The organism is Streptomyces sp. NBC_01410 (assembly GCF_045040195.1).
In the GTDB taxonomy this organism is placed as follows: Bacteria; Actinomycetota; Actinomycetes; order Streptomycetales; family Streptomycetaceae; genus Streptomyces.
In genome coordinates, this window is record NZ_CP109530.1 from 3,266,855 (window position 1) to 3,290,753 (window position 23,899).

At 70.7% G+C, this 23,899-nt stretch carries 22 protein-coding genes; 10 read left to right on the forward strand and 12 right to left on the reverse strand.

The window, feature by feature from the left end:
• Positions 1 to 108: 108 nt before the first annotated feature.
• From OG741_RS14865 to OG741_RS14900, 8 genes are all read right to left on the reverse strand, one after another.
• Entirely contained in the window at positions 109 to 1,065 is a 957-nt protein-coding gene (locus tag OG741_RS14865) for a serine hydrolase (protein WP_405597903.1), read from the reverse strand.
• 112 nt (positions 1,066 to 1,177) lie between these two features.
• Positions 1,178 to 2,215 (reverse strand): esterase-like activity of phytase family protein, encoded by a 1,038-nt coding sequence (locus tag OG741_RS14870; RefSeq protein ID WP_405597906.1) that lies wholly within the window; start codon positions 2,213 to 2,215, stop codon positions 1,178 to 1,180.
• Between the two features lie 69 nt (positions 2,216 to 2,284).
• Complete coding sequence (locus OG741_RS14875) at positions 2,285 to 3,772, reverse strand: UDP-N-acetylmuramoyl-L-alanyl-D-glutamate--2,6-diaminopimelate ligase (protein ID WP_405597909.1); 1,488 nt, start codon at positions 3,770 to 3,772, stop codon at positions 2,285 to 2,287.
• Positions 3,773 to 4,223: 451 nt separating this feature from the next.
• Positions 4,224 to 4,646, reverse strand: a complete 423-nt coding sequence (locus OG741_RS14880; protein WP_405597912.1) for a PIN domain nuclease — start codon at positions 4,644 to 4,646, stop codon at positions 4,224 to 4,226.
• A complete protein-coding gene (locus OG741_RS14885; RefSeq protein ID WP_405597915.1) occupies positions 4,643 to 4,852 on the reverse strand; it encodes a type II toxin-antitoxin system VapB family antitoxin in 210 nt (69 codons plus the stop codon). The genes OG741_RS14880 and OG741_RS14885 overlap by 4 nt, the downstream gene beginning before the upstream one ends.
• A gap of 154 nt (positions 4,853 to 5,006) precedes the next feature.
• Positions 5,007 to 6,689, reverse strand: coding sequence for a thiamine pyrophosphate-binding protein (locus OG741_RS14890; protein ID WP_405597918.1), 1,683 nt, complete (start codon positions 6,687 to 6,689; stop codon positions 5,007 to 5,009).
• Complete coding sequence (gene speB, locus OG741_RS14895) at positions 6,686 to 7,657, reverse strand: agmatinase (RefSeq protein WP_328677722.1); 972 nt, start codon at positions 7,655 to 7,657, stop codon at positions 6,686 to 6,688. The genes OG741_RS14890 and speB overlap by 4 nt, the downstream gene beginning before the upstream one ends.
• A 43-nt stretch (positions 7,658 to 7,700) precedes the next feature.
• On the reverse strand, positions 7,701 to 9,170 hold the full coding sequence (locus OG741_RS14900; protein WP_405597922.1) for a sodium:solute symporter: 1,470 nt from the start codon (positions 9,168 to 9,170) through the stop codon (positions 7,701 to 7,703).
• A 123-nt stretch (positions 9,171 to 9,293) separates the two neighbouring features.
• Here OG741_RS14900 and OG741_RS14905 point away from each other — a divergent pair, with 123 nt between their 5' ends.
• The 4 genes from OG741_RS14905 to tesB all read left to right on the forward strand — a co-directional run bounded on the left by OG741_RS14905 (position 9,294) and on the right by tesB (position 13,567).
• The gene (locus OG741_RS14905; protein WP_405597924.1) at positions 9,294 to 10,790 is read left to right on the forward strand and encodes a PucR family transcriptional regulator; all 1,497 of its coding nucleotides are present in this window, start codon (positions 9,294 to 9,296) and stop codon (positions 10,788 to 10,790) included.
• Positions 10,791 to 10,903: 113 nt separating this feature from the next.
• Positions 10,904 to 11,374 carry a hypothetical protein gene (locus OG741_RS14910; protein WP_405597925.1) on the forward strand — a complete coding sequence of 157 codons (471 nt, stop codon included), beginning with the start codon at positions 10,904 to 10,906 and terminating at the stop codon, positions 11,372 to 11,374.
• Positions 11,375 to 11,503: 129 nt separating this feature from the next.
• Positions 11,504 to 12,661, forward strand: coding sequence for an acyl-CoA dehydrogenase family protein (locus OG741_RS14915; protein WP_405597927.1), 1,158 nt, complete (start codon positions 11,504 to 11,506; stop codon positions 12,659 to 12,661).
• A gap of 30 nt (positions 12,662 to 12,691) precedes the next feature.
• On the forward strand, positions 12,692 to 13,567 hold the full coding sequence (gene tesB / locus OG741_RS14920; protein ID WP_405597930.1) for an acyl-CoA thioesterase II: 876 nt from the start codon (positions 12,692 to 12,694) through the stop codon (positions 13,565 to 13,567).
• A gap of 6 nt (positions 13,568 to 13,573) precedes the next feature.
• Here the strand turns inward: tesB and OG741_RS14925 are convergent, their stop codons facing one another.
• The 4 genes from OG741_RS14925 to OG741_RS14940 form a co-directional block, all read right to left on the reverse strand.
• A complete protein-coding gene (locus OG741_RS14925; RefSeq protein WP_405597932.1) occupies positions 13,574 to 13,915 on the reverse strand; it encodes a helix-turn-helix domain-containing protein in 342 nt (113 codons plus the stop codon).
• Between the two features lie 141 nt (positions 13,916 to 14,056).
• Positions 14,057 to 14,845: a phosphatase gene (locus OG741_RS14930; RefSeq protein WP_405597934.1), complete on the reverse strand. Its 789-nt coding sequence runs from the start codon at positions 14,843 to 14,845 to the stop codon at positions 14,057 to 14,059.
• A 125-nt stretch (positions 14,846 to 14,970) separates the two neighbouring features.
• Positions 14,971 to 15,249, reverse strand: coding sequence for a hypothetical protein (locus tag OG741_RS14935; protein WP_266476199.1), 279 nt, complete (start codon positions 15,247 to 15,249; stop codon positions 14,971 to 14,973).
• 97 nt (positions 15,250 to 15,346) lie between these two features.
• The gene (locus tag OG741_RS14940; RefSeq protein WP_405597936.1) at positions 15,347 to 15,943 is read right to left on the reverse strand and encodes a TetR/AcrR family transcriptional regulator; all 597 of its coding nucleotides are present in this window, start codon (positions 15,941 to 15,943) and stop codon (positions 15,347 to 15,349) included.
• Between the two features lie 88 nt (positions 15,944 to 16,031).
• On the opposite strand from OG741_RS14940, the gene OG741_RS14945 reads away from it, so the two are divergent.
• The 6 genes from OG741_RS14945 (at position 16,032) to OG741_RS14970 (ending at position 23,820) form a co-directional block, all read left to right on the forward strand.
• Positions 16,032 to 17,648 carry a carboxyl transferase domain-containing protein gene (locus OG741_RS14945; protein WP_405597939.1) on the forward strand — a complete coding sequence of 539 codons (1,617 nt, stop codon included), beginning with the start codon at positions 16,032 to 16,034 and terminating at the stop codon, positions 17,646 to 17,648.
• A 14-nt stretch (positions 17,649 to 17,662) separates the two neighbouring features.
• Positions 17,663 to 19,693 (forward strand): biotin carboxylase N-terminal domain-containing protein, encoded by a 2,031-nt coding sequence (locus tag OG741_RS14950; RefSeq protein ID WP_405597941.1) that lies wholly within the window; start codon positions 17,663 to 17,665, stop codon positions 19,691 to 19,693.
• On the forward strand, positions 19,690 to 20,628 hold the full coding sequence (locus OG741_RS14955; RefSeq protein ID WP_405597944.1) for a hydroxymethylglutaryl-CoA lyase: 939 nt from the start codon (positions 19,690 to 19,692) through the stop codon (positions 20,626 to 20,628). The genes OG741_RS14950 and OG741_RS14955 overlap by 4 nt, the downstream gene beginning before the upstream one ends.
• A gap of 7 nt (positions 20,629 to 20,635) precedes the next feature.
• Positions 20,636 to 21,796 carry an acyl-CoA dehydrogenase family protein gene (locus OG741_RS14960; protein WP_405597947.1) on the forward strand — a complete coding sequence of 387 codons (1,161 nt, stop codon included), beginning with the start codon at positions 20,636 to 20,638 and terminating at the stop codon, positions 21,794 to 21,796.
• Between the two features lie 120 nt (positions 21,797 to 21,916).
• On the forward strand, positions 21,917 to 22,942 hold the full coding sequence (locus OG741_RS14965; protein ID WP_405597950.1) for an ABC transporter substrate-binding protein: 1,026 nt from the start codon (positions 21,917 to 21,919) through the stop codon (positions 22,940 to 22,942).
• 2 nt (positions 22,943 to 22,944) lie between these two features.
• Positions 22,945 to 23,820, forward strand: a complete 876-nt coding sequence (locus tag OG741_RS14970; RefSeq protein ID WP_405597952.1) for a siderophore-interacting protein — start codon at positions 22,945 to 22,947, stop codon at positions 23,818 to 23,820.
• Positions 23,821 to 23,899: the final 79 nt, after the last annotated feature.

Genomic DNA, 23,899 nt, shown 5'->3' on the forward strand with positions numbered 1-23,899 from the left:
GTGGTGCCTCCCGGTCGCCCGATCCAGTTCTGAAATCGTGTTCTGATCTACCGGAAAGCACCAACGCGGCGAGCTGCGGATTTCATCCCGCCGCAACGAACGGGCGCCTCACCGGGTGGCGGAAATCGCGTCCCTCGCGGCCGTCTCCGGGGTGGCCGGCAGCGCCTCCTGCGGAACGGCGGGCGGGGTGAAGACCTCGGCCGACCGGGCTGTGGCCGGGTTGAGGTCCTTGTGGATGGCGCGGGCGACGGCCTGAATGGTGGTGACGCCGTAGTCCATGGTCGCGTTGTCCCACGTCAGGACGGTGATCGTGTAGTCGTGGCCGTTGCCGGTGAAGGCGCCGATGCTGTGGACGCGCCAGCCGTGGGTGGCCCGGGACAGCCAGCCGTTCTTGACCTGGACGGTGACGTCGGCGGGGGCTCCGGCCGGGGTGCCCCAGCGCTGCGAGGTGATGACCTTGCTCATCAGCTTGAGGGCGTACGCGCGATTGCCGTCGGACAGCACGGTGTTCGGCACGGTCAGCAGCGCGAGCAGCTTCTGCTCGTCACGAGCGGTGATCTGGGTGAGCCCCCAGTAGCCACCGGTGCCGGGGACCGTCTGGGTCATCCCGGCGGCCGTGAGGAAGCTCTTGATCTTCGTCAGGCCGAGCTGCTTCCACAGGGCGCTGGTGGCGGCGTTGTCCGACTTGGTGATCATGTCGTAGGCGAGCGTGAACTCCCGCTGGGTGAAGCCGCGCTTCTGCCGCTGCGCGTCCAGCAGCAGGGCCCCGAGCACGGTCACCTTCACCACGCTGGCCGAGTCGTATTTCTGGTCCGGGCGCAGCACACAACTGGTCTTGCTGACGCGGTCGTTGAGGAGCACCGCGGTCGTCGACCTGCGGCCCGAGAGCGCGGCGGTGATGTCGGCGGTCAGCTTGGCGGCGAGTCCCACGGTCTTGGAAGTGCAGGCAACCTGCGGGGTCGCGGCGGCCGCGGGCGCGGCGCCCGCGGCCAGCGGCACCAACACGCCCGCGGCCACGACGGCCGAGGCCGCCCGCGCGCGGCGCGATATTCGGTGGTGAGTCATGGAGGCTTTCCCTGTCTCCTGGTGCTGTCGCGGGTGCGCCTCTCCGGTGCACCCGCCACACATGACTCACGACTGGCCGAAAAGTTGTATGAGTTAGGTCTCAGTACCCGGATCAGTGCTGCGGAAGGCAGACCGAAAGCCGGTAGAATCGGGTGATTTGGGCGGGATTCTGGTTGTCGTCGCTGGCCAGCAGGAGCTGGAGCCGCCCACCGGGTCCTCGCGAAGTGACCGCCATGGCCTCGATGTTGTCCAGCAGCGGATTGGGCTGGGGCTGCTTGGCCGGGGCACCGAGGGACGGGCAGTCGGCGATGTCGGCGAGCAGGGTCTTGCGTACGAGCCGGATCCCGTCCTGCCCCGTGACGTACTCGACACCGCTGACGTCGGTGGCATGCCGCAGGTCGGCGAGATAGAGCCGGACGGTGTTGCCGATGCCCGGCGTGAACCCGCGCTCGAGCACGAGCAGCCGGCCGTCCCCGGTGGCGGTGGTCTCGCTGATCCCGAGACCGGCGTCGGCGCGGTACGCGTACTGCTCGTCGAGCCGGAAGTCCTGCTTCGGGCTGTGCCGCTCCCAGGTCTGCAGCCGCATGATCCCGGCCCCGTCACCGGCGATCGGCCCCTCCATGGCGGCGACGAGGCTACGGCCGCCGGGCCCCAGCGTCAGCCCCTCGAAGGCGAGATTCCGCGTGGCCCGCCCGGCGGGAGCGACGCGCAGCGCCTCGGGAACGGGGAGAGAGCCGAGTATCGCGCCCTCGCGGCTGTAGCGGCGGATGGACGGCTCGGTCTCGGAGCTGATCAGCCGGCTGCCGTCCCGCTCGACGACAAGTCCCTCGGAGTCGAGCTGCGCCCCCTTCTCGTCGGCGAGATGCACGACGCTCGTCGGCCGCAGACTCACGCGGTCGAGGCCGAACAGCTCTGAGCGGTCCGAGACCGCCGCGATGCCGCCGTCCGTGTCGACGGCGAGGGCGGAGAAGTTGCCGACGAAAGTGCCCTGGAACTCGGTCTTGTCGAGCGCGTCGGAGTAGCTGTCGATGCTCACCCGTGGCGAGCAACTGCCCGTACGGGGACGGGAGTCGGCGGGAGCGGCGGCGCCGAGGCAGGTGGCGACGGCCAGGCCGGCGGTGACGGTGGCGAGTACGGTTCGCAGACGCATGGCGCCACCGTAGGCCGGTGCGGGTTGAGCCCGGGCGGACTTCCCGTGAACGTTCGGCCGCCCGGCCGGCTACAGCTGAGCGGCCGCGAGTTCGCGCGCCGTCGCCATGTCGCTGAAGGGGAGCAGCTGCTCGCCGACGGTCTGATACGGCTCGCTGCCCCTCCCCGCGACCAGGACGATGTCGCCCGGCCCCGCGGCGTCCAGCGCGAAGGCGATCGCCTCGCGGCGGTCGGCGAAGCGCTCGAAGCGGGTGCCGCTCACCGCGAGACCCGGCGCGATCTGGTCCAGGATCGCCTCGGGGTCCTCGTTGCGAGGGTTGTCCGAGGTGAGAACGCACAGGTCGGAGTGGGTCCCGGCGATCTCCCCCATTTTCGCGCGCTTAGTGACGTCCCGGTCGCCGCCGCAGCCGAAGACGGTGAGGACCTGGCCGGTGGCGAAGTCCCGGATCGCGGTGAGCACCTTGTCCAGGGAGTCGGGAGAGTGCGCGTAGTCCACGATCACGGAGGTGCCGCGAGGCGTCTCGAAGCGCTCGAAACGCCCCGGGACCGCGGGCATCCGGTCAAGTGCGGCGACCAGTCCCGTCAGGTCGTGCCCCAGCAGATGGCAGGCCGCCACGGCCGCCAGCGCGTTGGACACCGAGAAACGCCCGGGGACGGGGATCGCCGCGGGGTACTTGCGGCCCGCGTGGTGGAGGGTGAAGCGCGTACCGAGGGCGTTCATGCTGAGGTCGGTCGCCCGGTAGTCGGCCTCGGCGTCGAGTGCGTACGTCGAGACCGCACCGGGACCGGACATCATGGCCCGGATACCGGCTCCCACGGGGTCGTCCGCGTTGACCACCGCGCGCCGGCACAGCCCCTGGAACAGGCGCAGCTTGGCGTCCCGGTAGTTCTCCATGGTGCCGTGGTCGTCCAGGTGGTCCTGCGTGAGGTTGGTGAAGATCCCGACGTCCAGGAACGCCCGGTCGATCCGGTGGGTCAGCAGGCCCATCGAGGTGGCCTCCAGGACCACGGTGGTCACCTCCCGGTCGCGCATGCACCCGAGCAGGTACTGGAAGTCCGGCGACTCCGGCGTGGTCAGCACCGATCTCGGCATCGGGATCAGTTCGTCCCCGATCCGGCTGCCGGCCGTCCCGATGACCCCCACGCGCGCGCCCTCCGCGAGCCGCAGCAGGGACTCGACCATGTACGACACCGACGTCTTCCCGTTGGTGCCGGTGACGGCCACCATGTCCATCGCCCGCCCGGGCTCGCCGTAGTAGCGGGAGGTGACGACCGCGGCCGCCTTGCGCGTGTCCGCCACCCGTACGACACAGACTCCGTCGGCCGACGCCCACACCGCGTCCGGTACCGCTTGGTCGACGAGGACAGCGACCGCGCCACGGGCCAGAGCGGGACCGACGAGCTCGAGTCCGCCCTCGCGGTGCCCGGGCACCGCGATGAACAGCGAGCCCGACGAGACGCGGTGGGCGTCGAAGCAGGCTCCCCCGGTGATCATCGTCGCCGTATCACCCAGAAGAACCTCATGGTCGTGCCCGGCCAGCAACTCGCTCAACTTCACAGGGGGTCCTCTCAAGGGTGTGGCTTCGCCGGTCGCCCGGCCGTCGCCGAGGCGATGCCGATGGCACGCCGAGGAGTCGCGGAGGTGGTGCTCAGCAGACAGAAAGAAAGTGGTGCGGTGTTCCGGAAACCGGAGAGAAGCCCGGGCTGCGCGGAAAGAGCTCCACGGGCGGGGCGAAAGGCCTAAGAGGGCCGGTGGGGCCGGCCGAGCCGGTCGGGTCGGTCAGCCGTGACCGTGCAGAGCGCGGCAGCGGGCACCGGGCCCGGAAACACACAGCGCCGGAGGTGCCTGTCGCAGGCTCTCCCTCATCGCTCGTGTGCAACCCATGGGTGGAGTGTACGTCCCACGGACCGGCCAGGACTCCGCGCTGCGGCGGACTGGGACGGCGCGCTGGGATCGAGCGGGGCACGCCTGCCGGGCCGATCGGACCGGCAGGCCGAGGAGCTGCCGATCACATCGTGCCGGGCGGAGCCACCCACATCGTGGGCTGCTTGGTGGCCCTGGCAACGGTCTCGAAGTCGGCGTCGTAATGAAGCACCGTGAGTCCGGACAGCTCGGCGGTGGCGGCGACCAGAAGATCGACAGGGCCGGCGCTGCGGTGTTCGCCCCTCTCCGTCAGCATCCGTTGCACGGCACGGGCACGCCGGTAGACGTCGTCGGGTACGGGGATCCAGTTGAAGAGCTCGGCAAGCAGCTCTTCCTTGGCGAGCCGGTCGGCCAGGGACTGGGCCGAGAAGAGGATCTCCATCTCGGTGATGTCGCAGAGGCCGATCACACCCTCCGCCAGATGCTCGCTCCACCGCTCCCGCGCCGACTTGTTGGTCAGGATCCTGGCGGCGGCGGACGTGTCGATGAGGTGGGTGACCGGGCTCATCGACGGTAGTTGCTCTTGTCCAGCAGAACCTCGAAGTCGCCGCGCTCACCCATCGCGGCCAGCTCCTCAAGCGCGTTGAGGCGCCGTCGGCGCTTCGCCACTTCGAGTAGCGCGGCGTTGACGGTGTCCTTCTTCGTCGTGGTGCCCAGTATCGACGCGGCCTCGCTCAGGGCATCGTCATCGACTTCCACGTAGAGATTCGACATGGCATATCCTCCATAGGTCGACGACATATGGAGCATATGGCTACTTCCGGGGAGCGGCAAGGCCCCACGGCCCGGGTGGGTGGAGCGCGACATGCCTGCGCCCCGCTGTCTCGGGGGAGGGAACGGCAGGGCGCAGGGGCCGGGGCGGGTCGTCTCAGAGGTGGGTCGGGGCGAACATCCGCAGGACCGCCGGGAGTACGACCACCGAAGGGCCCGGCTCCGTCAGGGACTTCGCGAGGTCCTCGGCCAGGGACTGAGGGGTCGTACGGACCGCGGGCACGCCGAACGATTCCGCCAGGGCCACGAAGTCCGGGCGGGACAGTTCCGTCGCCGTCGCCTCGCCGAAGGTGTCCTGCATGTACTCGCGCAGGATGCCGTAGCCGCCGTCGTCCACGATCAGCCAGGTCACCGGGAGGTCGTACTGGCGGGCCGTCGCCAGTTCCGCGATCGAGTACATCGCGCCGCCGTCGCCGGAGACCGCGAGGACCGGGCGGGTGGGGTCGGCCGCAGCCGCGCCCAGTGCCGCCGGGAAGCCGTAGCCGAGGCCGCCCGCGCCCTGGGCCGAGTGCATGGTGTTCGGGTGGCGGGCGTCGAAGGCGGACCAGGCCCAGTAGGCGAGGATCGTCATGTCCCAGAAGCTGGGGGCGTCGTCCGGCAGGGCTTCGCGGACCGAGGCCAGCACCTGCTGTTCCAGGGTGAGCTCCTGGGCCGCGATACGGGCCCGGACCCGGTCCAGGACCGTCCGTACGGATTCGGCCGCCGTGTCGTCCTCGCGCCCCTCCGCCGTCTCGAGGAGCGCCGACAGCGCGATCCGCGCGTCCGCGTGGATGCCCAGGGCCGGTTGGTTGGACTCCAGCTTGCCGGCGTCCGCCTCGATCTGGATGACCCGGCCGCGCGGCGCGAACGTGTGGTAGTTCGAGGACAGTTCGCCCAGTCCTGAGCCGACGACGAGCAGTACGTCCGCGGACTCCAGGAAGTCCGTGGTGTGGCGGTCCTCCAGCCAGGACTGGAGCGAGAGCGGGTGCTCCCAGGGGAACGCTCCCTTGCCGCCGAAGGTGGTGACGACGGGGGCGTTCAGCTTCTCGGCCAGCGCGAGCAGCTTGCCGGACGCGTCGGAGCGCACGACTCCGCCGCCCGCGATGATCGCCGGACGCGCGGCTCCGGACAGCAAGTGGGCTGCGACCGCGGTCAGTTCGGGGCGCGGCACGACCTCGTGCGGGGTCGCGTCGATTGCCGTCACGACCGGCAGCGTCGTCGGCGCCAGCAGGACGTCCTGGGGGATCTCGACCCACACCGGCCCGTGGGGTGCCGTGAGCGCCGACTCCCAGGCCGCCGCGATCGCCGAGGGGATCTGGGACTGGGTGCGGGCCGTGTGGACGGACTTCACCACATCCCTGAACGAGGCCTGCTGGTCGCGCAGTTCGTGCAGATAGCCGTGGCGTCCGCCGCCGAGCCCTGCCGTGGGCACCTGGCTGCCGATCGCCAGGACGGGGGCTGAGGCCGCCGCGGACTCCTGCAGCGCCGCGAGCGACATCAGCGCGCCCGGGCCGGTGGACAGCAGCAGCGGCGCCACCTCGCCGGTGATCCGGCCGTACGCGTCGGCGGCGAAGCCCGCGTTGTTCTCGACGCGCAGTCCGACGTACGAGAGCGAGGAGCGGCGCAGGGCGTCGAACATGCCCAGCGCGTGCTGACCCGGCAGCCCGAAGACGGTCGTCGCGCCGAGACCGGCCAGGGTCTCGACGACGAGATCGCCGCCGTTGCGACCCGCCGGGGGGTTCAGCGCGGCCGCGGTCTGCGCCTCGGTCGGCCGCAGGACGAGATCGTGGTCGTGCGTCACTGCGCCGCCTTCGCGGCCGCGATCTGGCGGGACATGATCGTGGTCAGTTCGTACGCGGTGTGGGAGGCGGCCACGCACGTGATCTCCGCGTGGTCGTACGCCGGGGCGACCTCGACCACGTCCGCGGAGACGAGGTTGCAGGAGGCGAGGCCGCGCAGGATCTCCAGCAGCTCGCGGGAGGTCATGCCGCCCGCCTCGGGCGTGCCGGTGCCCGGGGCGTGCGCCGGGTCGAGGCAGTCGATGTCGATGGAGATGTAGAGCGGGCGGTCGCCTATGCGCTGGCGCAACTGGTCGGCGACCTCGTCGGCGCCGCGCCGGTAGACGTCGGCGGAGGTGACGATGCCGAAGCCCATCTTCTCGTCGTCGGTCAGGTCCTGCTTGCCGTACAGCGGTCCGCGGATGCCCACGTGGGACAGGGCGGACGTGTCGAGGATGCCCTCCTCGACGGCACGGCGGAACGGGGTGCCGTGGGTGTACTCCGCGCCGAAGTACGTGTCCCAGGTGTCCAGGTGTGCGTCGAAGTGCAGCAGCGCGACCGGGCCGTGCTTCTTGGCGACCGAGCGCAGCAGCGGCAGCGCGATGGTGTGGTCGCCGCCGAGCGTCATCATGCGCGCGCCGGTGCCGAGCAGATCGTCGGCCGCGGCCTCGATCGTCTCGACGGCCTCGTGGATGTTGAACGGGTTCGCGGCGATGTCGCCCGCGTCGGCGACCTGCGCGAGAGCGAAGGGCGAGGCGTCCTGCGCCGGGTTGTACGGGCGCAGGAGCCTCGACGCCTCACGGATGGCGTTGCCGCCGAAGCGTGCGCCGGGACGGTAGGAGACCCCGGAGTCGAAGGGAACGCCGACCACGGCGACATCGGTGGTGCCGACCTCGTCGAGCCGGGGCAGCCGGGCGAACGTCGCGGGTCCGGCGTACCGCGGAATACGGGACGAGTCGATCGGGCCGCGCGGCTGCTCGTTGCTGCTCATGTGAATTGCCTTCTTTCGTACGCTTCGTTGCGGTAATTCGACTTTAGCTCGGGACGGCCACGGGCTCGGCGGCGGCCTCGTCGTCCTCGGCGCCCCGGCCCGCCAGACGCTCGCGCCAGTGCGCCAGGATCGCCGCGTCCGTGGGCCTGGTCACCAGCGAGACGATCACATACGCCGCGAGCGACAGGAGCAGGCCGTAGTAGATGGGCTCGTTGGCGAGGATCCCGTACGAGGCCATCAGACCGATGACCGCGACGCCGCCGACGATCACCGAGGCGAGCGCGCCGTACACCGTGCCGCGCTTCCACAGCAGGCCGCCGAGGATCGGCACGAGGAGTCCGCCGACAAGCAGGTTGTAGGCGACGGTGAGCGCCTCGACGACGTTGTTGAGCGCGATGGCGGTGCAGATGACGCCGACGCCCATGATCAGGATGAAGACGCGGTTGCCCTTGACCTCGTCGTGGTCGCCGCCGCCCCGGGAGGCGAGAGGCCTCAGCCGCGACCAGATGTCGTTGTTGGCGACGGTCGCGCAGGCGATCAGCGCTCCGGAGGACGTCGACATGACGGCGGCGAGGGCCGCGGCGAGCACCAGGCCGCGCACGCCCATGGGCAGTTCGTCCTTGACGATGGTCGCGAAGGCGTCGTCGGCGTTCGGCAGCTTCGGGTAGAGGACCCTGGCGGCGGTGCCGATGACGGCACCGGCGAGGGCGTAGACGAGGCAGTACGTACCGGCGACGGTGCCACCGTGGCGCGCGACCCTGTCGCTGCGGGCCGTGAACACCCGCTGCCAGATGTCCTGGCCGATCAGCATGCCGAAGGTGTAGATCAGGACGTAGGTGAAGATCGTCTCGCCGCCGATGCCCAGCGGGTCGAAGTACTCCGTCGGCAGCGCGGCCTTCATCGCGCCGAAGCCGCCGGCCTTGACGACCGCGATGGGCAGCAGGAGCAGCAGCACTCCGACCGTCTTCACGACGAACTGCACCATGTCGGTGAGGGTGATCGACCACATGCCGCCGAGCGTGGAGTACGCGACGACGATCGAGCCACCGAGGATGATCGCGAGGGTCCGGTTCATGTCGAAGAGGACGTCGAAGATCGTGGCGTAGGCGATGGTCGAGGTGACGGCGAGCATCAGGGTGTACGCCCACATCACGACGCCCGAGAGGAGACCGGCCTTGCCGCCGTAGCGCAGATCGAGCATCTCGGAGACGGTGTAGACCTTCAGCCGGGCGATGCGCGCGGAGAAGAGGATGGACAGGGCCAGCAGGCCGAGGCCGATGGCGAAGACCATCCAGGCGCCGGAGAGTCCGTACTTGTAGCCGAGGCCCACGCCGCCGATGGTGGAGGCGCCGCCGAGGACGATGGCCGCCATGGTGCCGGAGTACATGCCGGGCCCGAGGCGGCGGCCCGCGACCAGGAATTCGCTCTTGGACTTGGCGCGCCGCATGCCCCACCAGCCCATGCCGAGCATGCCGGCCAGATAGACGACGATTACTGCATAGTCGACAGCCATCGGCTTTCCTTCCGTCTCGTCCCCCGGGTCCCCTGGTGTTGTGCGATGACGGTAGGTGGCTGGAATGCAACGCTGAAGTGTACGTTTTATCCATTCTTCACGCCGCCGATGGATGGACTGTCCATGCCGGAGACCGCAGCAGCCCCACCGACCCCGCCGATCCCTCTCGCCGCACTGCTGGCCCGCGAGGATCTCGGTCTGCGCCAGATCGCCGGGCCGGTGGAGGCGGGCGCGGCGGTGCACATGGTGCACACCTCGGAGATGGCGGATCCCTATCCGTATCTGCTCGGCGGCGAGCTGCTGCTGAGCGCCGGGGTGCTGCTGAAGGACCCGGACCGCTATGTCTCGCGCATCGTTCAGGCGGGGGCGACGGCGCTCGGATTCGGGCTCGCGCCGGTGTACGACACGGTGCCGGCGGACCTGATGGAGGCGTGCGACCGGCATGGGCTGCCGCTGCTCGAAGTGCCGCCGCAGACGACGTTCACGGCGGTGGCGCGGGCGGTGTGGCGGCTGATGGCAGAAGCCCGCCACCGGGAACTGCGCCGGGTCACCCGGGCCCAGCAGGGCCTCGCCGCCGCGGCGGCCCGCCCGGACCCGGTCCCGGCGGTCCTGCACCAGCTGGCGGTACGGCTGGAGGGCTGGGCGGTCCTGCTTGCCCCGGACGGCACGGAACTGTCGTCGTCGGGCCGCGCGCCGTCCCCCGAGGCAAGGGCGGGGGTGATCCGGCTGGGACAGGTGGTGAGCCCGGGCACGGGCCCGTCGCCGCGCCCGACCCCCGCATCGGCGACGGACACGGTCTCGCCGCCACCGGCACCGGAGCCCGCCGGACCCGCAGGGCCGGGGAGCGCCGACCCGGCCGCCTCCGCCGTCTCCCACCTCTCCGCGTACGCCCTCGGCGGCAGCCGGGGCCTCGTCCTCGGGCTCGCGGCACCCGCCCGCGAGGCGGGGGACCACACGGTCGCCGGGGTCGCCGTCGTCCTGCTCTCGCTGCTCACAGCCCCGCACCAGGGCGCCGACGCCGCGGGCCGCAGCGCCGCCCTGGTACGCATGCTGCTCGGCGCGAGCCCCGCCGAGACCGCCGCACTGCTGGGACAGGGGCCCTGGACGGTGGTCCATGGGCAGGGCGGCGACGACAGCCCCTTCGCGGCGACGGCACTGGGCGCGGCGCTCGGCAGCGCGCTGGTCGATCCGGACGCGGACGGCTGCGTACGGGTCCTGCTCCCCGCCGCGCGTGAGGTCGGCGCACAGCCCGGCTGGACGCTGGGCGTGAGCGCGCCCGCGCTCCCCGAGGAGCTGGCGGCGGCCGACGCACAGGCAGCCAGGGCGGTGCGCCGCGCCACGGCCACCCGCAAGGCCCTTGTGCGCCACCGGGAGACCGGCCCCCTCTCCCTCGACGAGGCCCGCCACCGCCTCGCGCCTCTCGCGGACTCCCCCGCCCTCGTCGAGACGCTGCGCACCTGGCTCTCCCTGCACGGCAGTTGGGACCGCACGGCGGCGGCCATGGAGATCCACCGCAACACGGTCCGCCAGCGCATCGCCCGATGCCAGACGCTCCTCGACGAGGACCTGGACGACGCGGACGTACGGATGGAGCTGTGGTTCGCGCTGCGGCACGGCTGAAGTGTCCGGACTTCGGCGGCGGACAGTTCTGGCAGGAGCCCACCAATCCCGGTCTCGAAAGCTGTCGCCACGATCTCAAGTCCCGGGAGGGGAAGGCGTGTTGGAATCGAGACATGACCACCACCGCCGGTTCCACCCGCCTGTCCGCCGATGAGCCCTCGCGCCGCCTGCGCGCCGAGATCGAGCGTCTGCGCGACGAGGCGACGCGACAGCGGGAACTCGCCCAGCGGCGGGCGGAGTTCTGGACGAAGACCCACATCGCGCTGGGTTTCCCCGGGGCTCTGCTCGCGGCCATTTCGGGTGCCGCCGGGTTGGCGACGGCAGACGCACGCGTCCCCGCGGCGCTGATCGCCCTGGCCTCCGCCGGATTCGCGGCCGGGGCGGGCTTTCTGCGCAGCGATGCCAGGCGCATCGCCAACAAGCGCGCCCGCGGGGCATGGGCCGACCTGGAGGGCAGGGCGGGCCTGAAGCTGGCGCACGAGCAGCTGACCCCCGAGGACCTGCGCGAACTGCTGGAGTGCCGCCAGGCCGCGCTGGCGGCGTACGAGGGCGAAGCCGCTCAGCCGGGCCGGGCCGCAGCCTGAGGCCCGCTCCTGGGGGCATCGCAGCGTGCTCATCATCACTCTGGACAGCACTTGCGACTGCCGGGTAACTTAGAGCTGAGCAAGCGCTTAGACAGCGCAGCGTACCTACACAGTCACGAGGAGGCGTCCGTGCGCCGTACCGTTTTCAACGAGGACCACGAGGCGTTCCGCGAGACCATACGCGCCTTCATCGAGGCTGAGGTCGTCCCGGTCTACGACGAGTGGTTCGCGGCCGGCCAGGCGCCCCGCGACTTCTACTACAAGCTCGGTGAGCTGGGCGTCTTCGGCATCAACGTTCCCGAGGACTTCGGCGGCGCGGGTCTGGACACGCACAAGTTCGAGGCCGTGCTCTACGAAGAGACCTCGCGCGCGGGCGTCAGCTTCGGCGGCTCCGGCGTGCATGTGCTGCTCGCCCTGCCGTACATCAAGCTGCTCGCCACCGACGAGCAGAAGAAGCGCTACCTCGAGAAGTTCGTCACCGGCGAGGAAATGTGGGCGCTGGCGATGACCGAGCCGGGCACCGGCTCCGACGTCGCGGGCATGAAGACCACGGCCAAGCTCTCGGAGGACGGCACGCACTACGTCCTCAACGGCGCCAAGACCTTCATCACCGGTGGTGTGCACGCCGACCGCGTGATCGTGTGCGCCCGCACCTCCGCCCCTCGTGAGGACGACCGCCGCTTCGGCATCTCGCTGTTCGCGGTGGACACCAAGTCGGAGGGCTACTCGGTCGGCCGCAAGCTGGACAAGCTCGGCCTGCGCACCTCCGACACCGCCGAGCTGGCCTTCGTCGACGTGAAGGTGCCGGTCGAGGACCTGCTCGGCGAGGAGAACAAGGGCTTCTACTACCTGGGCCAGAACCTGCCCTCCGAGCGCTGGGGCATCGCGTTCGGCGCGTACGCGCAGGCCAAGGCCGCCGTCCGGTTCGCCCAGCAGTACGTGCAGGACCGCACGGTCTTCGGCAAGCCGGTCGCCTCCTTCCAGAACACCAAGTTCGAGCTGGCCGCCTGCCAGGCCGAGGTGGACGCCGCCGAGGCCGTGGCCGACCGCGCCCTCGAGGCGCTGGACGCGGGTGAGCTGTCCGCGGCGGAGGCCGCGTCCGCGAAGCTGTTCTGCTCCGAGGTCGCGCACCGCGTCATCGACAAGTGCCTCCAGCTGCACGGCGGCTACGGCTACATGAACGAGTACCCGATCGCCCGCCTCTACGCCGACAACCGCGTCAACCGCATCTACGGCGGCACCAGCGAGGTCATGAAGTCGATCATCGCCAAGGACATGGGCCTGTAAGGCGGTTGGCTCCTCAACTACCTTCTCCTCATGAGCGAAGCACTTGACGAACTGCTCGATCTGCTCGACCTGGAGCGGATCGAGCAGGACATCTTCCGGGGACGGTCCCGCTCGGCGATCGTCCCCCGCGTCTTCGGCGGACAGGTCGCGGCCCAGGCGCTCGTCGCCGCGGGCCGCACCGTCCCCGACGACCGCACGGCCCACTCCCTGCACGCGTACTTCCTGCGCATGGGCGACCCCGGCGTGCCGATCGTCTACACGGTCGACCGCATCCGCGACGGCCGCTCCTTCACCACCCGCCGGGTCGTCGCCGTCCAGCACGGGCAGCCGATCTTCCACCTCTCGGCGTCCTTCCAGACGTACGAGGAAGGCCTCGAGCACCAGGCGCCGATGCCTCCCGCACCCGCCCCGGAGACGCTGCCGACGGCCGAGGAGATCCTGCCCAGGTACGCGAAGGACTTCGTCGACCCGGGCACCGTGGAGCGCCTGCTGCAGGCGCGCGCCGCGGTCGATCTGCGCTACGTCGACGAGCCGCCGTACGGCACCGTGGGCCAGGCGCGCGAGCCGCGCTCGCAGGTGTGGTTCAGGGCCAACGGCAAGCTCGCCGACGATCCGCTGCTGCACGTCTGCCTGGCCACCTACGTCTCCGACATGACACTGCTCGACTCGGTACTGCTCGCGCACGGCCGCGGCGGCTGGGCGGTCGGCGACGTGGTGGGCGCCTCGCTCGACCACGCGATGTGGTTCCACCGCCCCTTCAGGGCGGACGAATGGCTGCTCTACGACCAGGAGTCCCCGTCGGCGTCCGGCGGCCGCGGTCTGGGGCAGGCCCGGATCTACACCCAGGACGGCCGGCTGGCGATCTCCGTCATCCAGGAGGGCGTGGTCCGGGTCCCCCGCGATTGAGGGCGATCAGGCGGCAGGCGCGTGCGCGGTGAAGGCGACCCGCGAGGTGTCCCCGTCCAGCTCCAGGCTGAGGGCCGCGTCCAAAGCACGTGCCGGCCGGGCGAGCAGAGGCAGCGTGGGCATGGTCCCGCCCAACTCCAGCTTGGAGATCTGCGGCTGGGTCATGCCGGCCCGCTTGGCGAGCTCGGTCTGGGAAATGCCGAGTTCGGTACGCCGGTCGTGGACGGCCTGCCCGAGGTCCCAGGACAGCCGGATCTCCTCGCGCATCGCTGCCACTTCGGCGCCCTCGCTGATCCCCTCGGCGATCTGCTTGTCGCGGGCGAGCTTCCATCGCGCGTGACTGGTCATCGGGGGCACACGGGCTCGATCTCTACAACCAAGCGACCTTCCATACAGTCGAACATATAGCCAGACCGCATGTGAGAGGCCTCGCCGGCGGGAGAAATCCACCGTCCGGGTGACTCCTGGAACCCGTGCTGACGCCCGCCGTCAGGCCCGGGACGTCAGCCCCGCCGCGTCCAGCAGGTACGCCGTCATCGGGTCGTAGAAGCGCGGGTCCGTGACGTGGTCGTCCAGCGGCACGGCGACCTGGAGGGTGCCCTCCGCTTCGCCGATGAACAGCGCGGGGTCGTTGCAGTCCGCGTATCCGACGGAGTCCAGGCCGCGCTGTCCCGCGCAGCCCGCCCAGCCGTGGTCGGCCACCACCAGGTCGGGCTGCGGTCTGCCGTCGCGCTCCAGGCCGTCCAGGATCGCGGCCATGGGGGCCGGGGAGTGTGTGTGCCACAGGGTCGCGCCGCGCTCCAGCATCGCGACGTCCGCGAACTGGAAGACCATGCCCTCGTCAGCCGTGAGACCGCCGGGAATCCGTACGATCTCGCACCCGGCGGCCCGCAGCGCGTCGGCCGTCTGCCGGTGCACGTCGAGGAGACCACCGGGATGCCCGGTCGCGAAGAGCACCCGCTCCTGGCCGGCGGCCGCCTTGCGCAGCCGCGCCGCGAGCCGTTCAAGGGCGTCGACGGTGAGTTCCGGGTCGATGGTGTCCTGCCCGGTCCGGTGCTCGGGATCGTCGTTGACCCCGCACCGCTCGGCCATGACCGCGAGCACGTCCTGCTCGTCGGTCCAGCGGTCGCCGAGCTCGAGACCCAGCCAGAAGTGACGGTCGCCGTTGGCGAGCTTGCGGTAGTGGGAGAGGTTGTTGTCGCGGGGTGTGGCGACATCTCCGGCGATACGTGTGCGGACGAGGTGGTCGACAAGGGCGGCACGGCTGGGTATCGGCATGAGCCCATTGTGCCGTCAGGTGCACACCGCGTGCCGGGCGTCCCGAACGCTGGACGTGCGTATCGCGTCACTCACAGGCGCGGCCGCCCTCACAGCGGCCGCCCGGCCGGAAGTTCAGGCGTACGTCACCCGTGGTTCGCCCAGAACAGGACGCCCATGACGACGAGGAGCCCGAAGGCGAACACCGCCCCGACACCGGGATTTCTGCGCTGGGCGGCAGACCTGACGAGCAGGCCCAGGGCCGGGATCCATCCCGCGGAGTAGATGATCCAGGCGACGGTCGATGCGGACGAGGCGTCGTCCTTCTGGAACAGCGCCCAGGACACGGCGACGAACATCGCGGGCGCGGCCCACAGGTTCCGCTCGATTGTTTCCCGGCGGTCGGGCCCGATGTGTTCTGACATGAAACCCCCGTTGTCGACAAGGCTGGTCAGGCCCCGCTGCGCCGGTCGTGGCGCCGGTTGGGACTGTACATGTGCCCTTCGCGTACGCCAGGGCGCCTCAGGCGCCGTCCGCCGCGGCCGCGAAGGCGCCGCGGGCCAGCCGGTGGAGCAGGTCCGCCGTCGCGTCACGGCCCATGCGGGCGTCCGGGCGGCCCAGGTGCGGAGTGGAGTTGAGCAGGCCGAAGACCGCGTGGACCGCGGCCCGGGCATCCGCCTCGGCGAGCGCCGGGTACATCGCGCATACCGCCTCGACCCACAGCTCCACGTACTGCCGCTGGAGCTGCCGCACCAGCTTGCGGTCGCTCTCCCGCAGGCGGTCCAGCTCCCGGTCGTGCAGGGTGATGAGTGGGCGGTCGTCCAGCGCGAAGTCGATGTGCCCGTCGATCAGTGCGGCGAGCAGCACCTCGGGGTCGGCGGCGGACTCCTCGACCCGCAGCCGGCCACCGCTCAGCAGCCGTTCGCTGATGCCCACGAGCAGCTCGGCGAGCATCGCGTCCTTGCCCGCGAAGTGGCGGTAGAGACCCGGCCCGCTGATGCCGACGGCAGCTCCTATCTCGTCGACACCGACCCCGTGGAAGCCGCGCTCGGCGAAGAGGCGCGCGGCCTCCTTGAGGATCTGCTCGCGGCGCGTCGGGGCCGCCGTCCTGGTGCTCATGGGAATTCATTCTAGACAGGGGTGTTAGCGCTCGTTAACCTAGAGGAAACACGTTAACGCTCATTAACCGAGCAAGGGAGCTCGAGCGATGCAGCAGGCACCCGTGCTGGCGAGTGCGGCAGACCCCGCCTCTCCGGCCTGGCAGGCCAATGAGGCGGCGCACCAGGAGCTGGCCGACGCCCTGCGCGCCAAGCTCGCCGCCGCGCGTCTGGGCGGAGGTGAGAAGGCCCGCGCCCGCCACACCGCGCGCGGAAAGCTGCTGCCGCGCGACCGGGTGGACACCCTCCTGGACCCCGGCTCCCCCTTTCTGGAGCTCGCTCCCCTCGCTGCCGAGGGGATGTACGAGGGGCAGGCACCGGCCGCCGGAGTGATCGCCGGGATCGGGCGGGTCAGCGGCCGCGAGGTGGTCGTCGTCGCCAATGACGCCACCGTCAAGGGCGGCACGTACTACCCGATGACGGTCAAGAAGCATCTGCGCGCCCAGGAGGTGGCCCTGGAGAACCGGCTGCCCTGCGTCTATCTCGTCGATTCCGGCGGCGCCTTCCTGCCGATGCAGGACGAGGTCTTCCCCGACCGCGAGCACTTCGGGCGGATCTTCTACAACCAGGCACGGATGTCCGGCGCGGGCATCCCGCAGATCGCTGCCGTCCTCGGCTCCTGCACGGCGGGCGGGGCGTATGTGCCCGCCATGAGCGACGAGGCCGTGATCGTCCGCAACCAGGGGACGATCTTCCTCGGCGGCCCGCCGCTGGTGAAGGCCGCGACCGGCGAGGTCGTCACGGCCGAGGAGCTCGGCGGCGGCGAGGTCCACTCCCGTGTCTCCGGCGTCACCGACCATCTCGCCGAGGACGACGCGCACGCGCTGCGGATCGTACGGAACATCGTGGCGACGCTGCCCGAGCGCGGCCCGCTGCCCTGGTCGGTCGAGCCGGCCGAGGAGCCGAAGGTCGACCCGGCCGGTCTGTACGGCGCGGTGCCGGTGGACTCCCGTACCCCCTATGACGTACGGGAAGTGATCGGCCGGATCACCGACGCCTCCCGGTTCCAGGAGTTCAAGTCCGAGTTCGGGCAGACCCTGATCACCGGCTTCGCCCGGATCCACGGCCACCCGGTCGGCATCGTCGCCAACAACGGCATCCTGTTCTCCGAATCCGCCCAGAAGGGCGCGCACTTCATCGAACTGTGCGACCAGCGCGGCATCCCCCTGCTCTTCCTGCAGAACATCTCGGGCTTCATGGTCGGCAAGGACTACGAGGCGGGCGGCATCGCCAAGCACGGCGCGAAGATGGTCACTGCCGTGGCATGCACACGCGTGCCGAAGCTGACCGTCGTCATCGGCGGTTCGTACGGCGCGGGCAACTACTCGATGTGCGGCCGGGCCTATTCGCCGCGCTTCCTGTGGATGTGGCCCAACGCCAAGATCTCGGTGATGGGCGGCGAGCAGGCGGCCTCCGTGCTGGCGACCGTGAAGCGGGACCAGTTGGAGGGGCGCGGCGAGGCCTGGCCCGCCGATGCGGAGGAGGCCTTCAAGGCGCCGATCCGGGCCCAGTACGAATCCCAGGGCAATGCCTACTACGCGACGGCCCGGCTCTGGGACGACGGCGTGATCGACCCCCTGGAGACCCGCCAGGTGCTCGGCCTCGCGCTCACCGCCTGCGCCAACGCCCCGTTGACCGACCCCGCCTTCGGCGTCTTCCGGATGTGAGACGGACCATGACGATGTTCAGCACAGTCCTTGTCGCCAACCGAGGCGAGATCGCGGTGCGCGTCATCCGTACGCTGCGCGCGATGGGCATCCGCTCGGTCGCCGTGTTCAGCGACGCGGACGCGGACGCCCGGCATGTACGGGAGGCGGACACCGCGGTCCGCATCGGCCCGCCGGCCGCCTCGGAGAGCTACCTCCGCGTGGAGCGCCTGCTCGAAGCAGCGGCCCGCACGGGCGCGGAGGCGGTCCACCCCGGCTACGGCTTCCTCGCCGAGAACGCGGGCTTCGCGCAGGCCTGCGCCGACGCCGGTCTTGCCTTCATCGGGCCGCCCGCACCGGCGATCTCGCTGATGGGCGACAAGATCCGCGCGAAGGAGACGGTGCGGGCTGCGGGCGTTCCGGTGGTTCCGGGCTCCTCGGGATCCGGCCTGAGCGACGACCAACTGGCCGAGGCCGCCCGGGAGATCGGCATGCCCGTGCTGCTGAAGCCCTCGGCGGGCGGCGGCGGCAAGGGCATGCGGCTCACGCGCGTGGAGTCGGCGCTCCTCGACGAGATCGCGGCGGCCAGGCGCGAGGCGCGGGCCTCCTTCGGCGACGACACCCTGCTCGTTGAGCGCTGGATCGACCGGCCCCGGCACATCGAGATCCAGGTCCTCGCGGACGGGCACGGGAACGTGGTGCACCTCGGCGAGCGCGAGTGCTCACTGCAGCGCCGCCACCAGAAGATCATCGAAGAGGCGCCGAGCGTCCTGCTGGACGAGAAGACCCGTGCGTCGATGGGCGCCGCCGCCGTGGAGGCGGCCCTCTCCTGCGGCTATGTGGGCGCGGGCACGGTGGAGTTCATCGTCCCGGGCAGCGACCCGTCCTCGTACTACTTCATGGAGATGAACACCCGCCTCCAGGTCGAGCACCCGGTGACGGAGCTGATCACCGGCCTGGATCTGGTGGAGTGGCAGCTGCGGGTCGCGGCGGGCGAACAACTGCCCTTCGTCCAGGACGACATCACCCTCACGGGCCACGCGATCGAGGCCCGTATCTGCGCGGAGGACCCCTCCCGGGGCTTCCTGCCCTCCGGCGGCACGGTCCTGGCCCTGCACGAGCCACAGGGCGACGGCGTGCGCACCGACTCCGGTCTCACGCGGGGCACGGAGGTCTCCAGCCTGTACGACCCGATGCTGTCCAAGGTCATCGCGTACGGCCCCGACCGCGCGACCGCCCTGCGCAAGCTGCGCGCGGCCCTCGCGGACACGGTCACCCTCGGCGTCCCGACGAACGCGGGCTTCCTGAGGCGTCTGCTGGCCCACCCGGACGTGGTGTCGGGCGACTTGGACACGGGCCTGGTGGAACGGGACGCGGACAGCCTGGTCGTGGACGGGGTCCCGGAGGCGGTGTACGCGGCGGCGGCGCTGCTGGGCCAGCAGGACCTCCCCCCTGCCGGCGGCTGGACGGACCCCTTCGGGGTCCCGAACGGCTGGCGCCTGGGCAGCGTACCGGCCTGGACGGTCCACCACTTCCGCGTGCCGGGCCAGGACCCGGTGGCGATTCGCGTACGCGGCGAGGCGACGGACGCGGAACTCCTGCCCGGCGCGGAACTCCCGCCCGGTGCGGAACTCCCGCCCGGCGCGGGGGAAATCCAGCGCACACGCCTCGTTCACGCCGACGCGGGCAACGTCACCCTTGAGCTGGACGGGGTCACGCATCGCTTCCAGTGCGCCTCCTCCCCGGAGGGGACCTGGCTCGGCCGGGACGGCGAGTCCTGGCACGTCCAGGACCACGACCCCGTCGAGGCGTCCCTCAGCGGCGCCGCGCACGCGGGCGCCGACACCCTCGCCGCGCCCATGCCCGGCACCGTCACCGTCGTCAAGGTCGCCGTCGGGGACGAGGTCGAGGCGGGCCAGGGCCTCCTCGTCGTCGAGGCGATGAAGATGGAGCACGTCATCTCCGCCCCGCACGCCGGCACCGTCACCGAGCTGGATGTCACGCCCGGCTCGACCGTCGCCATGGACCAGATCCTGGCGGTCGTCACCCCGAGGGAGGAAGCATGACCGACGGGCTGCCCATGGCCGTTCCCGCACAGGATCTGCCGCCCCGCGTCCGGATCCACGAGGTCGGGGCGCGTGACGGCCTGCAGAACGAGAAGACGGTCGTCCCCACCGAGGTCAAGGCGGAGTTCATCCGCCGGCTCGCCGACGCGGGCCTGACCACGATCGAGGCGACCAGCTTCGTCCACCCCAAGTGGGTGCCCCAACTCGCCGACGCCGAGCAGCTGTTCCCCCTCGTCGGCGACATCGAGGGGGTCGCCCTGCCCGTTCTCGTACCGAACGAGCGCGGTCTTGAGCGGGCCGCCGCCCTCGGTGCGCGCCGTATCGCCGTGTTCGGGTCCGCGACGGAGACCTTCGCGCAGCGCAATCTCAACCGCAGCGTCGACGAGTCGCTGGCCATGTTCGAGCCGGTCGTCGCCAAGGCCCGAGCGGACAGGATCCATGTCCGCGGCTATCTGTCCATGTGCTTCGGCGACCCCTGGGAGGGGCCCGTCCCCGTCCACCAGGTCGTCCGTGTGGCCAAGCAGCTCATGGACCTCGGCTGCGACGAGCTGAGCCTCGGCGACACCATCGGCGTGGCGACGCCCGGCCATGTGCAGGCGCTGCTCGCCGCCCTGAACGAGCAGCGTGTGCCGACCGATGCCATCGGCGTGCACTTCCACGACACGTACGGCCAGGCACTCGCCAACACCCTCGCCGCGCTCCAGCACGGCGTGAGAACCGTGGACGCCTCCGCGGGCGGTCTCGGCGGCTGCCCGTACGCGAAGAGCGCGACCGGAAACCTCGCCACCGAAGACCTCGTGTGGATGCTTCAGGGCCTCGGTATCGAAACCGGGGTCGACCTTGCCCGCCTCACCGCCACGAGCGTGTGGATGGCCGAACAGCTGGGCCGACCGAGCCCCTCCCGCACCGTCCGTGCCCTCTCCCACAAGGAGTGACTCCCCCATGTCCCTGGACCACCGGCTGACCCCCGAGCACGAGGAACTCCGCCGCACCGTGGAGCAGTTCGCCCACGACGTGATAGCGCCGAAGATCGGCGACTTCTACGAGCGCCACGAGTTCCCGTACGAGATCGTCCGCGAGATGGGCCGTATGGGCCTGTTCGGACTGCCCTTCCCCGAGGAGTACGGCGGCATGGGCGGCGACTATCTCGCCCTCGGCATCGCCCTGGAGGAGCTGGCCCGCGTCGACTCCTCCGTCGCGATCACCCTCGAAGCGGGTGTCTCGCTCGGCGCGATGCCCGTGTACCGCTTCGGCACCGAGGAGCAGAAGCGGCAGTGGCTGCCGCAGCTGTGCTCGGGCGAGATGCTCGGCGCCTTCGGCCTGACCGAGCCTGGCGCGGGCTCGGACGCCGGCGGCACAAGGACGACGGCCGTCCGCGACGGTGACGAGTGGGTGATCAACGGCTCGAAGTGCTTCATCACCAACTCCGGTACGGACATCACGGGCCTCGTCACGGTCACCGCGGTCACCGGCCGCACGGCCGAGGGCAAGCCGCTGATCTCCTCGATCATCGTCCCCTCCGGCACCCCCGGCTTCACCGTCGCCGCCCCCTACTCCAAGGTCGGGTGGAACGCCTCGGACACCCGTGAGCTGTCCTTCGACGACGTCCGCGTGCCGCTGGCCAATCTGCTGGGCGAGGAGGGCCGCGGCTACGCCCAGTTCCTGCGCATCCTCGACGAGGGCCGGATCGCCATCTCGGCGCTGGCGACGGGGCTCGCGCAGGGCTGTGTGGACGAGTCCGTGAAGTACGCCAAGGAGCGGCAGGCGTTCGGGCGGCCGATCGGCGCCAACCAGGCCATCCAGTTCAAGATCGCGGACATGGAGATGCGGGCGCACATGGCCCGGGTCGGCTGGCGCGACGCGGCCTCGCGGCTGGTCCAGGGCGAGCCGTTCAAGAAGGAGGCGGCGCTCGCCAAGCTGTACTCCTCCACGGTCGCGGTGGACAACGCGCGTGAGGCCACCCAGATCCATGGCGGCTACGGCTTCATGAACGAGTATCCGGTGGCCCGGATGTGGCGCGACTCCAAGATCCTTGAGATCGGCGAGGGCACGAGCGAGGTGCAACGGATGCTGATCGCCCGGGAGTTGGGGCTTACGGGCTGATCCACTCAGCCCGGGGGCGGGCTCGGGCCGGGTCGGCCACTGGACAGTTTCTGAGGTTAGGCTAACCTACCTTCGAACTGCCCAGTGGCCGACCCGGCACGTACGAAAGCGGACATCATCATGCCCAACGCCCGCCCTTCCCATCTCACCCGTCGCGGCCTGCTCGCCGCGGGCAGCGCCCTCGGTCTCGGTGCGGCGCTGGCCGCCTGCGGCAGCGACGACAAAAAGGGCGGCACCGACAAGGCCGCCGAGAAGCCGGGCCCCTGGTCCTTCACCGACGACCGCGGCAAGAACGTCCGGTTGAAGGCGGCCCCGAAGAACATCGTCGCCTTCACCGGCACCGCCGCGGCCCTCTACGACTGCGGCGTCGAGGTCAAGGGCGTGTTCGGCCCGACCACGACCAAGGACAACAAGCCCGACGTCCAGGCGGGCGACCTCGATGTCACCAAGGTCAAGGTCATCGGCAATGTCTACGGCGAGTTCAAGATCGAGCAGTACGCGGCCCTGAACCCCGAGCTGCTCATCACCAACATGTGGGCCAAGGACGACCCGTGGTACGTCCCGCCGCAGTCCAAGGACAAGATCATGAAGCTGGCCCCCAGCGTTCTGCTGTGGGCGGCCGAGACCACGATGCAGAAGGCGCTGGAGCGCCACGCGGAACTCGCCGCGTCGCTCGGCGGTGACGTCAAGAGCAAGAAGGCGGCCGACGCCAAGGCCCGCTTCGAGAAGGCCGCGGCCCGCCTGCGCGCCGCCGCCAAGGCCAAGCCGGACCTCAAGGTGCTCATCGGCTCCGGCAGCCCGGAGCTCTTCTACGTCTCCGTGCCGAAGATGTCCGCCGACACCCTGTACTTCCAGGAGCTGGGCGTGAAGTTCGTCGAGCCGAAGCCGAACGCGCAGGGCTTCTTCGAGGAGCTCAGCTGGGAGAACGCCGGCAAGTACGGCGCCGACATCGTCATCCTGGACAACCGCACCGGGACCCTCCAGCCCGACACCCTCAAGAGCAAGCCGACCTGGACCCAGCTGCCCGCCGTCAAGGCCGGACAGGTCGTCCCGCGTGTCACCGAGCCGATCTACTCCTACGACAAGTGCGCGCCAATCCTCGAAGACCTGGCCAAGGCCATCGAGACCGCGAAGAAGGTCGCCTGACCATGACGACGACGGCCGAGCTCGCCCCGTTCCGCTTCTTCGACCTGAAGGTTGTACGGACCAGGCGGCTCGGCCCGTCCATGGTCCGCGTGACCTTCGGAGGCGAGGACCTGAAGGCCTTCGCCGCCGGAGGCCGCGACCAGAGCCTCTCCCTCTTCCTGCCGCATCCCGGCCAGGAGGCTCCCGTCGTGCCGGTGCCCGAGGACGGGGACCTGTACGCCGCGCTCGGCGCCTGGCGTGCGATGCCCGAGGACGTACGCGCCGTGATGCGCTCGTACACCGTGCGGGAGCAGCGGCTCCAACCCGCAGAGGTCGACATCGACTTCGCCGTCCACGCCGACGGCGGACCCGCCTGCCGCTGGGCCCTTCAGGCCGCGCCCGGTCACCGGGTGACGGTGCTCGGCCCGGCCGTCGCCGACAACACCGCCGTACGCTGCCGTCCGCCCGAGGACACCGACTGGGTGCTGATCTGGGCCGACGAGACCGCGCTGCCCGCCGCCGCGGCGATCTTGGAGTGGCTGCCCGCCGGAATGCGGGCCCGGGTCTGGCTGGAGGTGCAGCACGCCGCGGACCACCAGGACGTGAGGACCGATGCGGACGCCCATGTCACCTGGCTCGTACGGGAAGAGGGCGCGCCCTCGGCCCTGGAAGCGGTCAGCCGGGCGGAGTTGCCCGAGGGCACGGGGTACGCCTGGATCGCGGGCGAGTCGGGCAGCGTGAAGGCGCTGCGCCGCCATCTGGTGCGCGAGCGTGAACTCGACCGCCGGCGCGTCACGTTCGTGGGCTACTGGCGGCGCGGCGTGAGCGAGGACGGCCTGCGCGAACAGGCCGAGGCGGGCGTGCCGGACGAAGCCGCGAGCGAGGCTGACGGCATGTGAACAACGGCATAACAGCCGTGCCCCGAGGGGGCGAGGGACTGCTGGAGAGTTAGGTTAGGCTAACCTTACTTCAGCCCTC